At 71.6% G+C, this 18,192-nt stretch carries 14 protein-coding genes and 1 pseudogene; 11 read left to right on the top strand and 4 right to left on the bottom strand.

What is annotated here, in order from left to right; translation table 11 throughout:
- The first annotated feature begins 31 nt into the window (after positions 1-31).
- From ACGFIW_RS04810 to ACGFIW_RS04800, 3 genes are all read left to right on the top strand, one after another.
- Positions 32-652 (top strand): TetR/AcrR family transcriptional regulator, encoded by a 621-nt coding sequence (locus tag ACGFIW_RS04810; protein WP_393310953.1) that lies wholly within the window; start codon positions 32-34, stop codon positions 650-652.
- Between the two features lie 111 nt (positions 653-763).
- Positions 764-2,449 carry an ATP-binding cassette domain-containing protein gene (locus ACGFIW_RS04805; protein WP_393310952.1) on the top strand — a complete coding sequence of 562 codons (1,686 nt, stop codon included), beginning with the start codon at positions 764-766 and terminating at the stop codon, positions 2,447-2,449.
- Positions 2,436-3,902, top strand: a complete 1,467-nt coding sequence (locus tag ACGFIW_RS04800) for an aminotransferase class V-fold PLP-dependent enzyme (protein ID WP_393310951.1) — start codon at positions 2,436-2,438, stop codon at positions 3,900-3,902. Before ACGFIW_RS04805 ends, ACGFIW_RS04800 begins: the two co-directional genes overlap by 14 nt.
- Before the next feature lie 13 nt (positions 3,903-3,915).
- Here ACGFIW_RS04800 and ACGFIW_RS04795 read toward each other — a convergent pair whose 3' ends face one another.
- Positions 3,916-4,314: a hypothetical protein gene (locus ACGFIW_RS04795; RefSeq protein ID WP_393310950.1), complete on the bottom strand. Its 399-nt coding sequence runs from the start codon at positions 4,312-4,314 to the stop codon at positions 3,916-3,918.
- A 373-nt stretch (positions 4,315-4,687) separates the two neighbouring features.
- On the opposite strand from ACGFIW_RS04795, the gene ACGFIW_RS04790 reads away from it, so the two are divergent.
- From ACGFIW_RS04790 to ACGFIW_RS04775, 4 genes are all read left to right on the top strand, one after another.
- Entirely contained in the window at positions 4,688-5,941 is a 1,254-nt protein-coding gene (locus ACGFIW_RS04790; RefSeq protein WP_393310949.1) for a family 16 glycosylhydrolase, read from the top strand.
- Positions 5,942-6,093: 152 nt separating this feature from the next.
- A complete protein-coding gene (locus tag ACGFIW_RS04785; RefSeq protein WP_393310948.1) occupies positions 6,094-7,116 on the top strand; it encodes a DUF4331 family protein in 1,023 nt (340 codons plus the stop codon).
- A 122-nt stretch (positions 7,117-7,238) separates the two neighbouring features.
- Positions 7,239-7,784 carry a hypothetical protein gene (locus ACGFIW_RS04780; protein WP_393310947.1) on the top strand — a complete coding sequence of 182 codons (546 nt, stop codon included), beginning with the start codon at positions 7,239-7,241 and terminating at the stop codon, positions 7,782-7,784.
- Between the two features lie 16 nt (positions 7,785-7,800).
- The gene (locus ACGFIW_RS04775; RefSeq protein WP_393310946.1) at positions 7,801-8,784 is read left to right on the top strand and encodes a hypothetical protein; all 984 of its coding nucleotides are present in this window, start codon (positions 7,801-7,803) and stop codon (positions 8,782-8,784) included.
- A gap of 126 nt (positions 8,785-8,910) precedes the next feature.
- On the opposite strand, the gene ACGFIW_RS04770 is transcribed toward ACGFIW_RS04775, so the two are convergent.
- The 3 genes from ACGFIW_RS04770 to ACGFIW_RS04760 form a co-directional block, all read right to left on the bottom strand.
- Complete coding sequence (locus tag ACGFIW_RS04770) at positions 8,911-11,865, bottom strand: fibronectin type III domain-containing protein (RefSeq protein ID WP_393310945.1); 2,955 nt, start codon at positions 11,863-11,865, stop codon at positions 8,911-8,913.
- 212 nt (positions 11,866-12,077) lie between these two features.
- Positions 12,078-12,308, bottom strand: a complete 231-nt coding sequence (locus tag ACGFIW_RS04765; RefSeq protein WP_184183641.1) for a DUF2188 domain-containing protein — start codon at positions 12,306-12,308, stop codon at positions 12,078-12,080.
- Positions 12,309-12,381: 73 nt separating this feature from the next.
- Complete coding sequence (locus ACGFIW_RS04760; RefSeq protein WP_393310944.1) at positions 12,382-13,020, bottom strand: M23 family metallopeptidase; 639 nt, start codon at positions 13,018-13,020, stop codon at positions 12,382-12,384.
- Between the two features lie 132 nt (positions 13,021-13,152).
- On the opposite strand from ACGFIW_RS04760, the gene ACGFIW_RS04755 reads away from it, so the two are divergent.
- The 4 genes and pseudogenes from ACGFIW_RS04755 to ACGFIW_RS04740 all read left to right on the top strand — a co-directional run.
- Positions 13,153-15,588 (top strand): PEP/pyruvate-binding domain-containing protein, encoded by a 2,436-nt coding sequence (locus ACGFIW_RS04755; protein WP_393310943.1) that lies wholly within the window; start codon positions 13,153-13,155, stop codon positions 15,586-15,588.
- The gene (locus ACGFIW_RS04750) at positions 15,585-16,250 is read left to right on the top strand and encodes a hypothetical protein (protein WP_393310942.1); all 666 of its coding nucleotides are present in this window, start codon (positions 15,585-15,587) and stop codon (positions 16,248-16,250) included. Before ACGFIW_RS04755 ends, ACGFIW_RS04750 begins: the two co-directional genes overlap by 4 nt.
- 52 nt (positions 16,251-16,302) lie before the next feature.
- Positions 16,303-16,869, top strand: a complete 567-nt coding sequence (locus ACGFIW_RS04745; RefSeq protein WP_393310941.1) for a TetR/AcrR family transcriptional regulator — start codon at positions 16,303-16,305, stop codon at positions 16,867-16,869.
- Between the two features lie 58 nt (positions 16,870-16,927).
- Positions 16,928-18,028 (top strand): annotated as a pseudogene (locus ACGFIW_RS04740) (low temperature requirement protein A); the annotation flags it as partial.
- Positions 18,029-18,192 lie beyond the last annotated feature (164 nt).

Raw genomic sequence — 18,192 nt, 5'->3', positions numbered from 1 at the left:
AGCTAGCCGACCGGTCGTGTATCGTCAAAGCATGGGACGGACCAGTGACGCGAAGAACAAGATCCTCGACGCGGCCTCCGCGCTGATCGAGCAGCGCGGCTACACAGCGCTCGGCGTGGCCGAGATCTGCGCCGCGGCGGGCGTGCCGAAGGGCAGCTTCTACTACTTCTTCGAGTCCAAGCAGGCGCTCGCCCGCACCGTCATCGACGAGCACTGGGTCACCCAGCGCCGCCAGTGGGAGCAGTTGCTCGGCAGCGACCGCGACCCGCTACAGCGGCTCCGGGACCTGTTCGAGGCCACCGAGGAGGTCCAGCGCGTCGGCCAGCGGAAAGCCGGCGTGGTCGCCGGTTGCCTGTTCGGCAACCTCGCCCTCGAACTCAGCAACCAGGCCGAGGAGATCCGCGGTCGGCTCCAGGAGATCTTCGAGGAGCAGATCAGCCTCATCGAGCAGGTCGTCGTCGAGGCCAAGGAAGGCGGCCTGGCGGGCCCAGGGGTCGACAGCCGGGAGGCCGCCCGATCGATCGTCGCGCAGATCGAGGGGCGGGTCCTGCTCGCGAAGCTGCTCAACGATCCGAGCCAGCTGGAGACGCTGTGGCGCAACTGCCTGGATCTCCTCCAGGTGCCGGCGGAGGCACGGACCACCACCGGCTGAACGGACGACTGTCGTTGACCGTCCACTCCGGGCGCACCGCGCGTCGACTCAGTAGCATCGACGGGGCACGATGTTCAGGCGGACCACCACCGACCGGATCGGGCACCCGACATGACGATTGAGCAGACCAGCCCCCCTCCGCGTACCGGCGTCGGCATCGCCGCCAGCGGTCTGGGCCAGCGGGTCCGGGGTGGTCGCCAGATCCTGGACGACATCTCGCTGACCATCGCGCCGGGCGAGCTGGTCGCGATCATCGGTGCCAGCGGCGCCGGTAAGACCACCCTGCTGGAGTCGCTGGCCGGGGTGCGGCGACCGACGGCGGGTGCCGTGACGTACGACGGCACCGCGACGGCGGGTGCGATCGGTTTCGTGCCGCAGGACGACATCATCCACCGCGAGCTGCCCCTGGCCCGCACCCTGCGCCACGCCGCCCGGCTGCGCCTGGCAGCCGGCACCGCGCCGGCCGAGGCAACCCGCCGGGTCGCGGAGGTGCTCGCCGAGCTGCGCCTCACCGAACGGGCCACCGTGCCGGTGGGCCTGCTCAGCGGTGGCGAGCGCAAGCGCGCCAGCATCGCGGTCGAGCTGCTCACCCGGCCCGGCGTGTTCTTCCTCGACGAGCCCACCTCGGGGTTGGACCCGCCGATCGCCGTGGAGTTGCTCCGGGTGCTGCGGACGCTCGCCGACGCGGGGACCACAGTCGTACTGAGCACCCACCAGATCACCGACGTGGACCACTGCGACCGGGTCGTCGTGCTGACCCGTCAGGGCCGTCTGGCGTTCACCGGCACGCCCGCCGCCGCCCGGGAGTTCTTCGACCTGCGGTCCCTCGTCGAGGTGCACCCGCGGCTCGACGAGGCATCGCACCCGGCCGAGTGGCCCGACCGGTTCGCCGCGTACCGCGAGGCCGGCCCGCCGCCCCCCGCGATCGGCGGCGGCGACCGCGCGACGCCACCACCCCGGCGGGTCGGCCGGCTGCGCCAGTGGGCCGTCCTCACCGCGCGCAACGCGGAGATCGTCGTCCGCAACCGGCTGACCCTGGCGATCCTGCTCGGCTCGCCGTTGCTGTTGCTCGGCATGTTCGCGCTGCTGTTCCGGCCCGGGGCGTTCGAGCCGACCCGACCGAGCCCCACCGTGACCGTGATGATCCTGTTCTGGATCGCGTTCGGCGGCTTCTTCTTCGGGCTGACCTACGGGTTGCTCCAGATCTGCACCGAGCTGCCGATCCTTCGCCGGGAGCGGCTGGCCGGTGTCCGACTGCTGCCGTACCTGCTGGGAAAGGTCGCCGTGCTGCTGCCGCTGCTGGCCCTGGTGGACCTGGCCCTGCTCGGTGTGTTGCGGGGGATCGACCGGCTGCCGCCGGTCGACGGCACCGCCTTCGCGGCCCTGTACGCGACCCTGCTGCTCTCCTCGGCGGCGGCGCTCACCCTCGGCCTGCTGTGTTCCGCGGCGGTTTCCGACGCGGCCCAGGCGACGCTCATGCTGCCGATGCTCTGCTTCCCACAGGTGCTCTTCGTCGGCGCGATCCTGCCGGTGCCGGCCATGGCGGTCGGCGGTCAGTGGCTCAGCGTCGCGATGTCGAACCGGTGGGCGTTCGAGGGCCTGGGGCACACCGCCGGGGTGGAACGACTCTGGCGCGACGGGGGCTCACCGCTCGGTCCGCCGCTGCTGGCCACGTACGGCGACAGCTTCTCCCAACCGGTGTGGGTGAACTGGCTGGTGCTCGGCGGCTTCTCGCTGCTGTTCCTCGCTGCCGCCTGGGCGGTGCTGGTCCGACGGGGCAACCGTGGTGCGACCTGACCCGCCACCGCACACCTCCCCCACGACGCTGCCGGGATACGCCGCCACCCGCCGGATCGACGAGCTGCGCGCCACCGAATACCGGCACCTGGACGCCGCCGGGCAGGTGTACCTCGACTACGCCGGGGCCGGGGTCGTGGCACAGGCCCAGGTACGCGAACATCACGACCGGATGCTCGCCGGCCTGTACAGCAACCCGCACTCGGAGAACCCGACAAGTGCGGCGGCTGGCTCCCTGGTGGAGTCGGCACGGCGTGCGGTGCTCGACTTCTTCCACGCGGACCCGGCCGAGTACGCGGTCGTCTTCACCCCGAACGCCAGCGGGGCGTGCCGGTTGGTCGGCGAGGCGTACGACTTCGGCCGCTCCGCTCCACTCGTGCTGACCTGGGACAACCACAACTCGGTCAACGGCATCCGCGAGTACGCCCGAGCGGCCGGCGCGGCCGTGCGCTACGTACCGTTGAGTGGGCCGGAGCTGCGGGTCGCCGAGTCGGACCTGGCCACCGTGCTCGGTGCCAGCCGTGTTGGGCTGGGCGGGCGGTGGCGTCGGAGTCGGCGAGGGCTGTTCGCCTACCCGGCGCAGAGCAACTTCTCCGGTGTGCAGCACCCGCTGGGCTGGGTGGAGTTGGCCCACCAGCACGGGTACGACGTGCTGCTCGACGCTGCCGCCTTCGCGCCGACGAATCGGCTGGACCTCAGCGTCGTCCGGCCGGAGTTCGTGTGTCTGAGCTGGTACAAGCTCTTCGGCTACCCGACCGGGGTCGGTGCGTTGCTGGCCCGCCGCGACGCGCTGGCCCGGCTGCGCCGGCCGTGGTTCGCCGGCGGCACGATCCGCGCGGTCAGCGTGCAGGGCGACTGGCACCGGTCGATGGACGACGAGTCGGCGTTCGAGGACGGCACCCTCAACTTCCTGAGCATCCCGGACGTGGAGTTCGGGCTGCGATGGCTGGGCTCGATCGGCGTGGACCTCGTGCACACCCGGGTCGGCCTGCTCACCGAGTGGCTGCTGGAGCGGCTGACCACGCTGCGGCACGCCAGCGGCCAACCCCTGGTCCAGGTGTACGGGCCGACGACGGCGGTGGGCCGCGGCGGCACCGTGACGGTCAACCTCCGCGACCCGGACGGCACCCTGGTCGACGAGCGGCTCGTCGCGCGGGAGTCGGCGCAGGCCGGGTTTTCCCTGCGTACCGGCTGTTTCTGCAATCCGGGTGCGGGCGAGGGCGCGTTCGGCATCAGCCGGGAGTCGGTGCGGCGGCGGCTGTTGGCGCGGGTCGACACGATCGATGACTACCTCGCCGCGCTGCGCCTGCCGACCGGCGGCGCGGTCCGTGTCTCGTTCGGACTGGCGTCCACCGCGACCGATGCGGAACGCTTCGTGGCCTTCGTCCAGTCGACCTACCTCGACCGCGGTGTCGGCGTCGGGACGCCGCTGCCACCACGGCTGCGCTGCTGACGCCGCCGTGGCCCTAGCTGACCTGGGCCACGGGCGCCCGGCGGTGCGTGATCTCCTCCATGAACGGGAACTGGGCGGTGAGTTCGGCGACCGTCAGCCCGGCCCGCCAGGCCGCGGCCACCCTGGCGACCTGGAGCAGGTCCATCACGTCGCCGCGTGCCAGCACCTCGCCCGAGACCCGCAGGTCGATCATGAAGTAGCGGGCCTGCGAGCCCAGCGTCACGCAGACCACGCCCTGGTCGGAGTGCAGTTCGGCGCAGGTGAACCGGCCGCGCCCCTGCTCCGGGGCGGTGACCCGGCCCAGATCGAGCCCGTGGCGGGTGCCGGTTTCGACGAGGGCGGGGGCCAGACCACCCCGCTCGACCAGATCCGGGTAGAGGCGCACACCCAGCGCCGTCGACGCGTCGCTCATGACTGACTCCCACTTCCTTGTGACAGAGACCAGCAGCGTGCGGGTTACGAGGAGGTTTCCGGCACGCCTCGTCATCCTGTCCCGGGCGGACGCCCCAGGGCAATAGGAAGGGTCGATTCGACAGCTATCGAGTAACACTCGTCCGCGCCGTGCGGGCTGCCCGGCCGGGCCACTGCGGCGCTCGTCGGGTCCACCTCGGAACCCCGCGACGGCTGCCGCACGGCGCTCGGATGTCGACGCCCCCGGGGAGCGGTGCGAGCTTATTGGAAACACTCTTGACAGAAAGTCCCGATATCGACATGCTTCTCTTTGGAGAGCGCTCTCCGTCCTCTCGTCGCGCAGCCTCCGCCACTCCCCCGCCGAGGAGCCTCCCGTGTTCACAACCCGCCCCAGCCTCCGCTCTCGTCCCCTCGTACTCCTGGCGGTCGCCCTGGTCGCGACCGTCGGCGCGCTCGTCCCGGCGCACCCCGACCGCGCCGAGGCCGCCATCGGCCCGATCAGCTGGCAGGACGAGTTCAACTCCCCGGCCGGCACGCCCGTCGACCAGAACAAGTGGCGCTTCGACATCGGCGGCAGCGGTTGGGGCAACAACGAGCGGCAGTACTACACCAACAGCACCAGCAACGCCGTGCACGACGGCCAGGGCAACCTGGTCATCACGGCCCGCCGGGACAATCCCGCCAACTACCAGTGCCACTACGGGCGCTGCGAGTACACGTCGGCGCGACTGCTCTCGGCGGCCACCTTCACCCAGACCTACGGCAGGTTCGAGGCCCGGATCAAGATTCCGCGCGGCCAGGGCATCTGGCCGGCGTTCTGGATGCTCGGCACCGGCGGCGGGTGGCCCGACGCCGGCGAGATCGACATCATGGAGAACATCGGCCGGGAGCCCAACACCGTGTACGGCACCGTGCACGGACCCGGCTACTCCGGCGGTGGCGGCATCACCGGCAGCCGCACCATCGGGGCCCCGCTCGCCGACGGCTTCCACACCTACCGGGTGGACTGGGAGCCGAACGTGATCACCTGGTATCTGGACGGGGTCCAGTACCACCGGGTCGATCCCGCGCGGCTCGGCGGCAACCGCTGGGTGTTCGACCACCCCTTCTTCATGATCCTCAACGTCGCGGTGGGTGGCAACTGGCCCGGCTACCCGGACGGCTCCACGCAGTTCCCGCAGCAGATGCTCGTCGACTACGTCCGGGTCTCCAGCTACACCCCCGGCGGCGGCGACCCGGCACCGGGCACCAGCCGGATCAGGGGCGCGCAGAGTGGGCGGTGCATCGACATCCCCAGCGCCAACCCGGTCGAGGGCGCCAAGTTGCAGATCTGGGACTGCAACACGACCGCCGCCCAGGCCTGGACCTTCGCCTCCGACGGGACGGTCCGCGCGATGGGCAAGTGCATGGACCCCGCCTGGGCCGGCACCGCGAACGGCACGGAGGTCAACCTGGTCAGCTGCAACGGCAACACCGCGCAGCGCTTCACCCTCAACGCCGCTGGCGACCTGGTCAACCTCAATGCCAACAGGTGCGTGGACGTGCGCGAGGCCAATCCCAACAACGGCGGCAAGCTGCACCTGTGGGACTGCCTTGGCGCCGCCAACCAGAAGTGGTCCCGCGTCTGACGACGCCGGCACGAGTGGGTGGGCCGTCCGGACAGCAACCCCGGGCGGCCCACCACCGTCTGCCACCCGGGTTTACCTCGATAGGACAAAGAGCGCCCGACGCCCCGCTATGTTCGGATACGTCCAGAATCCGGCATTTCGGGAGTCAGCTCATGTCGCACCATCTCGACACCCCCCTCGCCGCCCAGGGTGGCCAGCTCTACATCGACGACCTGTACGTCTTCGACGGCGAGCGCGCCACGGTGTTCGTCATGGACGTCAACAGCTCGGTGACGAAGGCCGACATCAAGCGCGGCTTCCACGCCGAGGCACGCTACGAGATCAAAATTCACTTCAACGGCGCGGAGATGGAGGGGCTGACCTATCGATTCGCCTTCGGCGAGCCGGACGGCGACGGCAGGCAGACCTTCCAGTTGTACGAACTTGCCGGGTCCGATGCCCGCGACGACGCCGCGATGGGCACACCCGTCGCCGAGGGACACACCGGCGAGGTGTCCACCGGGAGCAACATCCGGATCTGGGCCGGGCGGATCACCGACCCGTTCTATGTCGACCTCGACGAACTCGCCACCATCAACGGCGCGGTGCAGAACGGTGCACCTGTCGACCGCTCGGCGTGGCGGGTCGACCAGGCCAGGAACAGCTTCGCCGGCACGACAGTCGAGTCGATAGTCCTTGAGGTCTCCCACGACGAGCCACTGCTGCGCGACGGCACCGAGATCGGCGTCTGGTGCCGCACGATGCTGGCCACCGACGCCGGTGGATGGCGGCAGATCAACCGCGCCGGCCACCCCATGATGTGGCCGATCTTCTGGCCGCACGACACCGACTTCTCCGACCCGGCCAACTTCCGGCACCCGAGCAGTGACCTCACCGAGGACGGCGAGGAGATCGCCACCGCCGTCGCCGGCGTGGTCAGGGCGAACGGCACCGCCCCCGACCCGCAGGCGTACGGCTGGAGCGTCGCCCGGCAGCTCTACCCCGACCTGCTGTCCTACCAGGTCGGCACGGCGGCCAACTACGGCTTCGCGGTCCGCAACGGCCGCACCATGGCCGACAACGCACCCGAGGTGATGTTCTCCCTGGTGCTCAACACCGCCACCACGTCGGGCCTCACCTCGGAGATCACCAGGAATGCCCGTGCCGCCACCTTCCCCTACGTCGTGCCGGCCTGACGATCCGCGACGCCGCACCCCTGCCCACCAGATGACGTATGCGTTATTTGGCCCATCTTGGGCGATTAGCGTAGTTAGTCTCGAACTGCCACTGAAGGGCGATTGAGACTAGAGGAGACTTGATGCGTAGGAAACTTCTCGCGGGCTTGGCCGGCGTTGCCGCCGTGGTGGCGCTCGCCGGGCCGGCCGCCGCGGACACCACCGGCAACACGATCGTGACCCTCACCGTCGACGCCGCCGGTGGTCTGTCGATCACGGTGCCGGCGACCTCGAACATCGGGCACGGCGTGGAGGGTTCCACCATCTCCGGCCAGCTCGGCCCGGTCACCGTGTTGGACCAGCGCGGGTCGCTCACCCCCAACTGGAGCGCCAGCGTCGTCTCCACCGACTTCGTCACCGGCGCCGGCACCGCGGGGGAGACGATCCCGGCCATCAACGTCCTGTACTGGTCGGGGCCCGCGACGGCGACCGCCGGCGGTGGCACCTTCACGCCGGGTCAGCCCACCTCCGCCCAGCAGGTGATCATCAACGTTCCGCGGACGGCGATGGCCCACACCGGCGGTACGGGCAACAACTTCGCCAGCTGGAACCCCACGCTGGTGGTGAACGTGCCCGAGGGCACCGTCGAGGGTGTCTACACGGGGACGGTGACGCATTCGGTGTTCTGAGCCGCTCGGCCGGCTGGTGCTGCTGGCCTCGGTCGCCCTCGTGGCGCTCGGGGTGTCGGCAGCACCAGCCGTTGCCGTGCGGGAGCAGCGACCGGAGCCCGACGACGCCGCCGCGATCACCATCCGCCTGTTGGACATCCCCGCCAGCCGGGTGCAGGACCCCCGTGCCCGGGTCTACATCGTGGACCATCTCAAGCCCGGGACGACCATCAACCGCAGGGTCGAGGTGCGGAACACCTCCGGCGAGGCGCAGCAGATCGAGTTCTACTCCGGCGCGGCATCGGTCGAGAACAACGCCTTCACCGTGCCCGACGGGCGCACCGGCAACGAACTCAGCGGGTGGATCCGGACGAGGACCGACACGATGGAGCTGGATCCGGGCGAGCGACGACCGGTCGAGATCGAGATCGCCGTGCCGAAGAAGGCGTCGAAGGGCGAGCGGTACGGCGCGATCTGGGCGCAGGTCACCAGCGCGAAGGAGCGCACCGGCAACGTCACCCAGATCCACCGGGTGGGCATCCGGGTCTATCTGGACATCGGTCCGGGTGGTGAGCCACCAACGGACTTCCGCGTCGACGGGCTGGCCGCGGAGCCCGGAACCGGCGATTTTCCCGTGGTCACCGCGAAGGTCACCAACACCGGCCAACGCGCGCTGGACATGACCGGCACGCTGTCGCTGCGCAAGGAGGCGGTCCAGGCCGGACCGTTCAAGGTGACAAACGGCGTGACGATCCTGCCCGGCCAGAGCGGCCAGGTCCGGATCGAGGTCAACCAGGCCCTGCCCGCCGGGGCCTGGGACGTGCACGCGAAGCTCGCCAGCGGCACCGTGGAACGCACCGCGACCGGAAGGATCGTCCTGCCCGTCGCCGCGCCGATGGCGGTGGCGGCGTCCGGGGGGCCGAGCTGGCTGGTGTACACGATCGGCGGGATCGCCCTGCTGGCGCTCACCGCTCTCGCCGGCTGGTATCTTGTCCGCCGGCAACGGACCCGGCTGGCCTGACCGTCCCCGCCTGCGGAGACTGCCCGGCCGTTCCCCTCGCAACGGCCGGGCAGCGACGTCTGCGCGGGCCGGGACCCGCGCACCGCGTGCGGCCTCGCCCCGCTGCGGGAAGCCCCGAGGGGCTCGTCAGATCACCGAGTGCGTCACGACCGCCACGTAGTCGCCGACCACCACCCCGGACGGGATCGTCACCCACAGGGTCGGGTTCCAGGTGGCGGAGTTCGGACCACCGGTCTGGCCGGACCACCCGGCGGCCGGGTGCGGCGCGTCCAACACCGCGCCGGGCTGCGGGAGGAAGGTGCCGACGCCGCTGGTGGCCAGGGCCGGCCCGGAGGCGTACGTGATGTTGCTGTTGGGGATGGTCTCACCAACCGAGCCGGAGCCCGTGGTGAAGTTCGTGCTGGACACGACGCTGACCCAGCTTCCCGCGAACGGCCCGCGATCGTCGAGCACGGTCACCGGGCCGAGTCGACCCGAGACGCCTGTCGCGTCCGAGGTGACGGTGCCGAGTGCGGAGATCGCCGGGACGCTGATGGAGAGCCCGCCGAGCGGACTGATGACCAGTTCCACCGGTCGGGTCGCGGACTGGTTGAACGAGTCGGTCACCCGGACGGTGAACGCGAACGTCCCGGACTCGGTGGGCGTGCCGGAGAGCAGGCCGGTGACCGGGTCGAGGGTCAACCCGGCGGGCAGACTCCCGGCACTGATCGACCAGGCGAAAGGGCTCGTGCCACCGGCCACCGTCAACTGGTACTGGTACGGGTCGTACGCCCGGCCGGGCGGGGGCGGCGCGAACGTCAGCGTTGGTGCGGGGTTGACCGGCACCGACGCGGAGGGGGCCGACTGTGGGCCGGTCCCGGCGGCGTTGGTCGCGGCCACCCGGAAGGTGTACGTGGCGCCGCCGGTCAGCCCGGTGACGACCTGGGTCGTGGCAGCCCCGGTGAAGGTCTGGGGCGTCTGCGCCACACCGTTGAGGTAGGGCGTCACGGTGTACCCGGTGATCGGTGCACCTCCGTTGGCCGGGGCGGTCCAGCTCAGCGTGGCGGCGTTGGTCCCCGCCGTGGCCGAGGTGATGGTCGGCGCCTCCGGCAGGGAGTACGGGACCACCGCCGCCGAGGCCGGGCTGGCCGCGCCGGTGCCGTAGGCGTTCACCGCCGCGACCCGGAACGCGTACGCCGAACCCGCGGTCAGCCCGGTCAACGTCCGGCTGGTGGTGGAGGCGTCGAAGGAGAGGGTCGGCTGGGTGACCCCGTCCCGGATCGGGGTGATCAGGTACCCGGTGATCGGGCTGCCGTTGCTCACCGGCGCGGTCCAGCTCACGGTGGCGCTGGTGACGCCCGCGGTCGCGGTGGGTGTGGCGGGAGTGCCCGGCGCGGACGCGTAGACGTAGCTCGCCGACCCGGCTGAGCCCCGGGTGACGACGCTGACCGTGACCGTCGCCGGGCTGGCGCGCGCGGGCATGACCGAGATGCCGAGTGTGCCGTCCGGGTTCACGGTGAAGCAGCCGGCGGCCGGGCCGGAACCGCACGGCAACAGCACCACCGCGGTACCGGCCTGCTGCTCCGCGGCCGTACCGATGGTGATCGCGGTCGCGCCGGTGAGGTTGCTGCCGCCGACGGTGACCACGATGCCCCCGGCGATGGAGCTCTGCGCCGGGGTGACGGTGACGCCGCTCGGTGCGGTGGCCGGCGCGACGGGTGTGGTGACGGTCGAGTAGCCCGGGTTCGCGTCGATCGACGACGAGGTCGCCACCGTCGCGGTCTGGATCAGCGCCGGCGTCACCCCGGTGCCGGTGACGGTCGCCACGACCGTGATCGGCGGCAGGGCGGTTCCGCCCGCGAACGGGCCGTTGCTGTTCGTGCAGGTGATGACCTGCCCGGACGGGGCGGCGCAGACCCAACCGGAGCCGAACGCGCCGCGCGGCACGACACCGGTGGGCACGGTCTGGGTGACCGAGATCGGCGACGTCTCGGTGGCCCCGGCATCCACCCCGGCGGTGATCGAGTAGGTGACCGGGTCACCGGGCTGCGGGGTGGCCCCGACCGCGCTGCTCTGCGACACGTTCAGGTCCGGCACCGGGTTGAAGCTCACCGTCCGAACGTTGTCGAGCTCGTGGAAGTCCGTGACCGAACCGGTGGAGCCCACCCAGCCGAAGGCGAGCTGCCGGGGGAAGCCGCTGGCGTTCAGCCAGGACGGCGACGGATAGAGGCCCGCCGGAACGACCGGAAGGTTGCCGGCCAGGGTGCGCGCCGTACCGCCCACCGGAGTGAACCGGACGCGGTACTCCCCGGCCGCAACGGTGATGCCGGTGTCGGTGGTGAACGGGGACGAGGTGGTGTTGGCGACCACCTCGACCGGCACAACCGAGGCGGCGCGGGTGCTGGCCCGCAACGGCAGCGCGGCCGACGACGTACTGGTGGCGGTGCTGTTGATCGCGCAGTAGCCGACCCCGTTGCGGCCCGGCCCCCGGATCACCACCTGGCCGGGGACCCGCGTGTTCGTGGTCGAGATGTAGGGCGGGTTCGTGCAACCGGTGCCCTGGTAGAGGCTGTTGCTGAAGTTGCCGAAGACGTCCAGCCCGATGCCCAGGTAGCCGTTGGACAGTCCCACCGAGGCACCGTTGAACGCCGCCGAGTAGCCCAGCGATCCGCCCGACTGGCCGATCACCGCCGGGGACCGCGGGTTGGCGGGGTCGACCGCGGCCAGCGCGAACGCCAGGCCGTCCGCCCCGGTGCTGTTGCCGCCGTACTGGTAGCTGTTGAAGGTGACGTGCAGTCCCTGGGAGGTGGGCACGCTCACCGCACCGAACACCCCGCCCTGCCGGTTCGCGACGGCCGGGGTGAGGCGCAGCTTGCCCGAGCCCTGCGGGTCGGTTGCCGTCGGGCAGCTCAGCAGTGGGCCGGTGGTGGAGTTGCCGGCGGCGCTCAGGCAGGCGACGTTCGTCGCGGTCGCGACTGGCACGCCCGGCAGCGTCACCGCGCCGAGGCCGTCCGGGGTGTTGTTGTGAAACGGCTGGTCGAACAGAACGGACCCGACCGCCCAGGCGGGGAGCGGCGCGAACGCGACAGCCGCTGCGGTCACGGCCGCCACCAGCCCCGCGCTCCTGATCGGCCGACGCCGGCCCCACAACGACATGCGCACTCCCAGCGTTCACTCCAGTCTCGACCTGGACTATATTCCCCAAAACGCCTATATGCCTTTGCAAGGCGACAAGCTGGACCGACCGGCCACGGAAAAGCGGACCGGCCTCCTCGGTCACGTGAGGAGGCCGGTCCGCTGAGACTGGAAAGCTGTCAGCCCTCGATGTCGCGGGGGTCCCGACTGCGGGGGTAGGTGTTCTTCTCCCCGATCGTGCCGTCCTGCTTCTTGACCACGTGTTCGACGCCGCGGTCGGCCGCCATCTCACGACCCTGGGCCTGCGCGTCGGCCTTCACGTCATGCGTGCTGCTGGCCCGCTCGTTGCCCTCGGCCTTGTTCTTCCACTGCCCGTCCTCGTGGTACGTGTCGACGTCACCCTTGACCATGGCCGGCTCCTCCCTGCGTCCGAAGTGTCCTCGGATATCAGTGCCCCGAACCGGGTCGGACAAACCGCCGTCCTCAGGAGACCCCGGGGCGGCAGTTGCCGCTCGTCCGCCGGACCGTGTACTCGCGATCGTCGGTGGTGATGCCCGACGGCTCCCCGTCGAAGTGGGTCTCGACCTTCTCCCAGCCGCGCCGCTGCTCGTAGTGCAGGTGTGGTGCGCCGGAGTTGCCGGTGCTGCCGACCAGCCCGAGCTGGTCGCCCTGGGCGACCCGCTGCCCGACCTCGACAAGCGGCGGTTCGAGCATGTGCAGGTACTGCGTCTCCCACTTGCCGCCGTGGTCGATCTTCACCCAGTAGCCGCCGCCGCGCCCGCGCGGGCCGTCCGGGTTGTCCGGGTTACGGCCACCCAGCGACCCGTTGATGCCCGCCTCGGTGACCGTGCCACCGGAGGACGCGAGCACCGGCCGCCCCCACGCCTCCCCCTCGATGGGGAACAGGTCGACGTCGTAGTCGTCGTGCCCGGGGTAGGTGCCGAGTTGCCACGTCTCGCCGCAGGCGACCGGCAACTGGAAGAGCGGGCGCGGCCCCGCCGGTCGCAGCATCGGCACGACGACGAGCGCGACACCGAGAACGGCCGCCGCCGCGACGACCGCGACGAGGACGCGAAGAGCGCGGCGGTGGGAGCGGGGTGTGGTCGGGCTGCCGGTCGTCACCGTCCCGAGGATGACAGACGCCGACAACGCCTCGGAGCCCGGTCACACCACCACCGGGTGACATTGCAGTCGCATCGTCAAGGCGCTACGGTGGGACGCAATACAAGTGCATTGCAAAGGGAGAGGGCTCCGATGCGGGTGATCGCGTTGTCCGAGGTGACCGCCGACCTGGTCGACCTGGTCGGCGGCAAGGCGGCCGGGCTGGGTGAGCTGATCCGGTGCGGCGAACGGGTGCCCGACGGCTTCTGCGTCACCACCGAGGCGCACCGACTCGGCGTCATCCCCACGGCCGAGGTCGTCGCCGCGTACGAGCGACTCGGGGCGGGCCCGGTGGCGGTGCGCTCCAGCTCCACCGCGGAGGACCTGCCGGACGCGAGCTTCGCCGGGCAGCAGGACACCTTCCTCGACGTCACGGGCAGCACCGAGCTGGTCGCCGCCATCGAGAAGTGCTGGGAGTCGCTGCACAGCGAGCGCGCGAGGGCGTACCGCGACGCTCGCGAGATCGACCACCGGACGGTGCGGATGGCCGTCGTCGTGCAACGCATGATCACGCCCACGGTGGCGGGAGTGCTGTTCACCGCGAACCCGCTGACCGGCCGCCGCGACGAGATGGCCGTCGACGCCGCCGAGGGCCCCGGCACGCTCGTGGTCGACGGCGTGGCGAGGGTGGACCACTACGTCCTCGACGGCGTCGCGCGGGCCGACACGGGCTGCCTGACGTCCGCGCAACTGGCCGACCTGCGGGCCACCGGGGAACGGTTGCAGACCCACTTCGGCTGCCCACAGGACGTGGAGTGGGCGATCGACGCCGACGGCGTCCGGTGGCTACTACAGTCGCGGCCGATCACCAGCCTGTTCCCCCTCCCACCACGGACGCGGAAGCCCCTCCCCCGCGTCTACCTGGAGTTCGGTCACGTCCAGGGCATGCTGCGACCGGTCACACCGATGGGCATGTCGACCCTGCGGACGCAGATCGCCGCGATGCTCGCCACGCTCGGCGTCCGCGTCGAGATCGTCGACATCGGCGGTCGGCTCTACGGCGACCTGACCGACCTGGCGCGGGACCCGACGGCCCGCAGGCGACTGGTGAAGCTCCTGGCTGTCGACTTCGGCCCGCGCGCCCAGGCGGTGATGCGGCACGTCCTGGCGGATCCCCGGTTCGCCCCGACCGCCGGGCGCAGGGCGCGCGGCCGGGCGCAGGGCGCCGCGTCGCTGCGGACCGCCGGCCGCGCGGTGGTGGGGATCCTGCGGGCCCTGGCCCGCCCCGAGGCCGCGCGGAGGCGGATGTTCGAGGCCGTCGAGCAGCTCAGAGTACGCTCGGCGGCCCCCGCCGACCTGCGGACCGCCGCCGATCGGCTGCGCTTCGTGCAGGCGAACGACGCCGACGACAGCGCCGACGCGATCATGTGGCCGATCGTCGCGGGGATGCTCGCCGCCGCGCTGCCGACCACGCTGCTCAAGGGGCTCGCCGGCCCGGACGAGATCCACGCCGTGCTGGGCGGGATGCCGCACAACGTCACCATCGAGATGGACCTGGCCCTGTGGCGGCTCGCCCAGGATGCCGGCGAGCACCGCCACCTCCTCCTCGACACCCCACCGGCCGAGTTGGCCGCGCGCCATTTGCGCGGCACGCTGCCCGACGTCGGCATGACCGCCTTCCTCGACGTCTACGGTCACCGGGGCATCGCCGAGGTCGACCTCGGCGTGCCGCGCTGGGCGGAGGATCCGACACCGGTCTTCGCCGCGGTCGCCAACTACCTGCGGGTCACCGATCCACGGCAGGGCCCCGACAGGCGCTTCCAGCGGGCCAGCGCGGCAGCCGAGGCGGCGTTGGAGGAGCTGGTCGGGCGAGCCCGCCGTCGGCGGCCGGTGCGGGGCAGCATCGCCGGGTTCCTGCTGCGCCGGGCGCGGTCCCTGGCCGGCCTGCGCGAGGCCGGCAAGTTCGCCGGGTTGTACCCGCTGCGCGAGACGCGCCGCCAACTGCTGCTCATCGGCGCCGACCTGCACGGCTCCGGGTTGCTGGACCAGCCCGACGACATCATGTTCCTGACCCTCGACGAGGTGCACACCGTCGTACACCAGGGTGTTGATCTGCGCGGCACCGTCACCGCCCGACGGGCCGTGCACCGCCGGGAGCTACGCCGCCGCAGCGTGCCGGTGGCGCTGCTCTCCGACGGCACCGACGTCGAGACCGTCCTGCCGGCGGCGCCCACCGGCGACGGGACGCTCGTCGGCGTGGGCGCGTCGGCGGGCCGGGTGACCGGCCCCGCCCGGGTCGTCCACGACCCGGCCACCGCCCACGTCGAGCCCGGGGACGTCCTGGTCGCCGCGACCACCGACCCGGGCTGGACCCCGCTGTTCCTCACCGCCGCGGCGGTGGTCACCGAGACCGGCGCGATCATGGCGCACGGCCCGACGGTGGCCCGGGAGTACGGCATTCCCGCCGTCATCTGCGTGCCGGACGCCACCCGGACGATCGCCACGGGACAACTCGTCACCGTCGACGGTGGCGCCGGAACCGTCACGCCGCACCGACCGTCGGCGCCTACCGAGAGGGACCGACCATGACCGGCACGAAGACACCGACCGGGGCTCGGGTGGGCGCTCTGCTGCGCCGGGCCGCCCAGGCCGAGGCCGCGACATGGCGCAGCCTGTACGTCTGGGCCCGGCGCCGCCCCCTGCCGCTGGGGCCGGGTGACGAGCCGTTCGGCTACCTCGGCGTGGTCAAGCCGATCCTGGGCATCTTCATCGGCCTGTCGGTCGTGGAGATCCCCATCTTCGATGTCGTCGTCACCCACGTGGTGCCGTGGCGACCGGCCCGCTGGATCGTGCTCGGCCTCGGCGTCTGGGGTCTGCTCTGGATGATCGGGCTCTTCGCCAGCATGACCATCCATCCGCACGTGGTGGGCGACCGGGGCCTGCGCGTACGCCTCAGCTCGGGCATCGACATCCAGATCCCCTGGGCCGACATCGAGGCCCTGCGCAAGCGTTACCGGTCGCTGCCGTCGAGCAGGTCGGTGCAGGTCGAGCAGGAGGGCGACCGTCGGGTGGTGAGCATCGCGGTCGGCAGTCAGACCAGCATCGACGTCCTGCTGCGCCGGCCGCTGACCGTCGACCTGTCGAAGACCGGGTCCCTGCCGGTGAACGAGCTGCGGCTGTACGCCGACGACCCGGACGGCCTCCTGCGCAGCGCGCGGGGCGCACCCGCGAGCACCACCGCCAGCCGGTAACCACCGCCGCTGGCGGGAGGTCCGGGTCACCCACTGTGAAACGATCGAGGCCATGCCCAAGAAGGTCGATCACCAGGAGCGACGCACCCTCATCGCGGACGCGCTGATGCGGGTCGCCGCGGATCAGGGCCTGGAGGCGGTAAGCCTCCGCCACGTGGCCGCCGCGGCCGGGGTGTCCGCCGGCATGGTCCAGCACTACTTCCGCACCAAGGACGAGATGATGGCGTTCGCGTTGAGTGTGGTGCGGGAACGCAGCCAGATCAGGATCACCGAGGCGCTGGCGCGACTGGGCGAGACCCCACCGCCTCGGCTGCTGCTGCGCACGATGCTCGCCGCGCTGTTGCCCCTGGACGACCGGACCCGCGACGACGGGCGGGTGGCCCTCGCGTTTCTCGCCTACACGGCGGTGCGACCGTCGGCCGAACCCCGCCTGCACGAGGACACCGCCCAGTTCACCAGGTTCATCGCCGGTGTCCTGCCCGAGGGCCACGGCGACGCCGCCGCGGCCGGCCTGCTGGCGCTGATGGAAGGTCTCGGCCTGTACCTGCTGGGTGGGCAGTACACCGCCGAGCAGGCGCTCGGCGCGCTGGACGCCCACCTCGACCTCCTCTTCGACTGATTCCGCCGGAGCCGGGTGTTGGCCTCCGACGAGCTGCGAAACAGACCAGGATGAGCGGATGAGCCGCGTCCACCGGTCCCGGCCGGTGCTGGTCGAGGAGGCACACCGGGCCACCACCTTCGAGATCTTCTTCGACCTGGTGCTGGTGTTCGCGCTGACGCGGCTCATCGATTTCATGGCGGAGTCGCTGGGGCCACTCACCCTCTACCAGGGGCTACTGCTCCTGCTCTGGTTCTGGTACGCGTGGAGCTGCTACGCCTGGCTCGGCAATCAGGTCCGTGCGGACAACGGCCCGGTGCTGGCCGGGATGCTCGCGGCGATGGCCGCCATCTTCGTGGCCGCGCTGGTGATCCCGCAGGCGTGGCAGCGCCACGACGGCGCGCTGAGCCCGCCGCTCACCCTGGCCATCGCCTACATCGTGGTCCGCGGGCTGCACCTCGGCCTGATGACCTACTCCTCGTCCGGCAACCAGCGGTACCGCCGGCAGACCCTGCGCTTCGCCGTGTCCACCACGCTCGCCTGGGTCCCGCTGCTGGTGGGCGCCATCCTCGGCGGGACCACGCAGACCGTGCTGTGGACTGTGGCGTTCCTCGTCGACTACGGCGGCGGCCGGATCGCGACCGCCGCCAGCTTCGGGGAGGTCCGCAGCGGGGCGCACTTCGCCGAACGCCACGGTCTGGTCTTGATCATCGTGCTCGGTGAGTCTCTGCTGTCGGCCGGGGCCGGCGCGGGTCTGGCGATGATCGCCTGGCCGGGGCTGCTGGCCGCGGTGTTCGGCTTCGCCGCGACCGTCTGCCTGTGGTGGCTCTACTTCGTGGGCGTCGCACCGGCCGCGGCGAAGGTGCTGACCTCGGCCTCGCCGCGCTCCCGGCGCCGCCAGCAGCTGGCGTCGGACGCCTACACGCTGGCGCACCTACCGCTGGTCGCCGGGGTCGTCTACTTCGCCCTGGGCATCCACCTGATCCTCGCGAACCCGACGGAGCAGACACGACCCCGGCACTTCGGTGGGGAGCCGATGAGCTGGTTGGCCATCCTCGTGCTCTACGGCGGCGCGGCGCTCTATCTCACCGGCCGCCTGCTGTTCCTCCGGCTGACCGTACACAGCTCACCGGGCCACCTCGTGGCGATCGGCATCGTCCTCCTCCTGATGCCCCTCGCCCGGGCCCTGCCCGCGCTGGCCGCTCTCGGGCTGCTCACGGCCTTCCTCGCCGCACTGGCGTGGGGGGGGGGGGGGGGGGGGGGCCCCCCCCCCGGCCCCGCCCCCCCGGGGGGCCCAACCGCCCGGGGGCCCCCCCCCACCCCCCCCCCCGGGGGGCCCCCCCC

The organism is Micromonospora sp. NPDC048935, assembly GCF_043197875.1.
In the GTDB taxonomy this organism is placed as follows: domain Bacteria; phylum Actinomycetota; class Actinomycetes; order Mycobacteriales; family Micromonosporaceae; genus Micromonospora.
This window is presented reverse-complemented; position numbering and strand designations above follow the sequence as displayed.

Coding starts and splice junctions, on each gene's coding strand:
- ACGFIW_RS04765 (WP_184183641.1), bottom strand. CDS start 12,308: ATGGTCAAGGGTGACGTCGACACGTACCACGAGGACGGGCAGTGGAAG.
- ACGFIW_RS04810 (WP_393310953.1), top strand. CDS start 32: ATGGGACGGACCAGTGACGCGAAGAACAAGATCCTCGACGCGGCCTCC.
- ACGFIW_RS04780 (WP_393310947.1), top strand. CDS start 7,239: ATGCGTAGGAAACTTCTCGCGGGCTTGGCCGGCGTTGCCGCCGTGGTG.
- ACGFIW_RS04795 (WP_393310950.1), bottom strand. CDS start 4,314: ATGAGCGACGCGTCGACGGCGCTGGGTGTGCGCCTCTACCCGGATCTG.
- ACGFIW_RS04745 (WP_393310941.1), top strand. CDS start 16,303: ATGCCCAAGAAGGTCGATCACCAGGAGCGACGCACCCTCATCGCGGAC.
- ACGFIW_RS04805 (WP_393310952.1), top strand. CDS start 764: ATGACGATTGAGCAGACCAGCCCCCCTCCGCGTACCGGCGTCGGCATC.
- ACGFIW_RS04785 (WP_393310948.1), top strand. CDS start 6,094: ATGTCGCACCATCTCGACACCCCCCTCGCCGCCCAGGGTGGCCAGCTC.
- ACGFIW_RS04750 (WP_393310942.1), top strand. CDS start 15,585: ATGACCGGCACGAAGACACCGACCGGGGCTCGGGTGGGCGCTCTGCTG.
- ACGFIW_RS04755 (WP_393310943.1), top strand. CDS start 13,153: ATGCGGGTGATCGCGTTGTCCGAGGTGACCGCCGACCTGGTCGACCTG.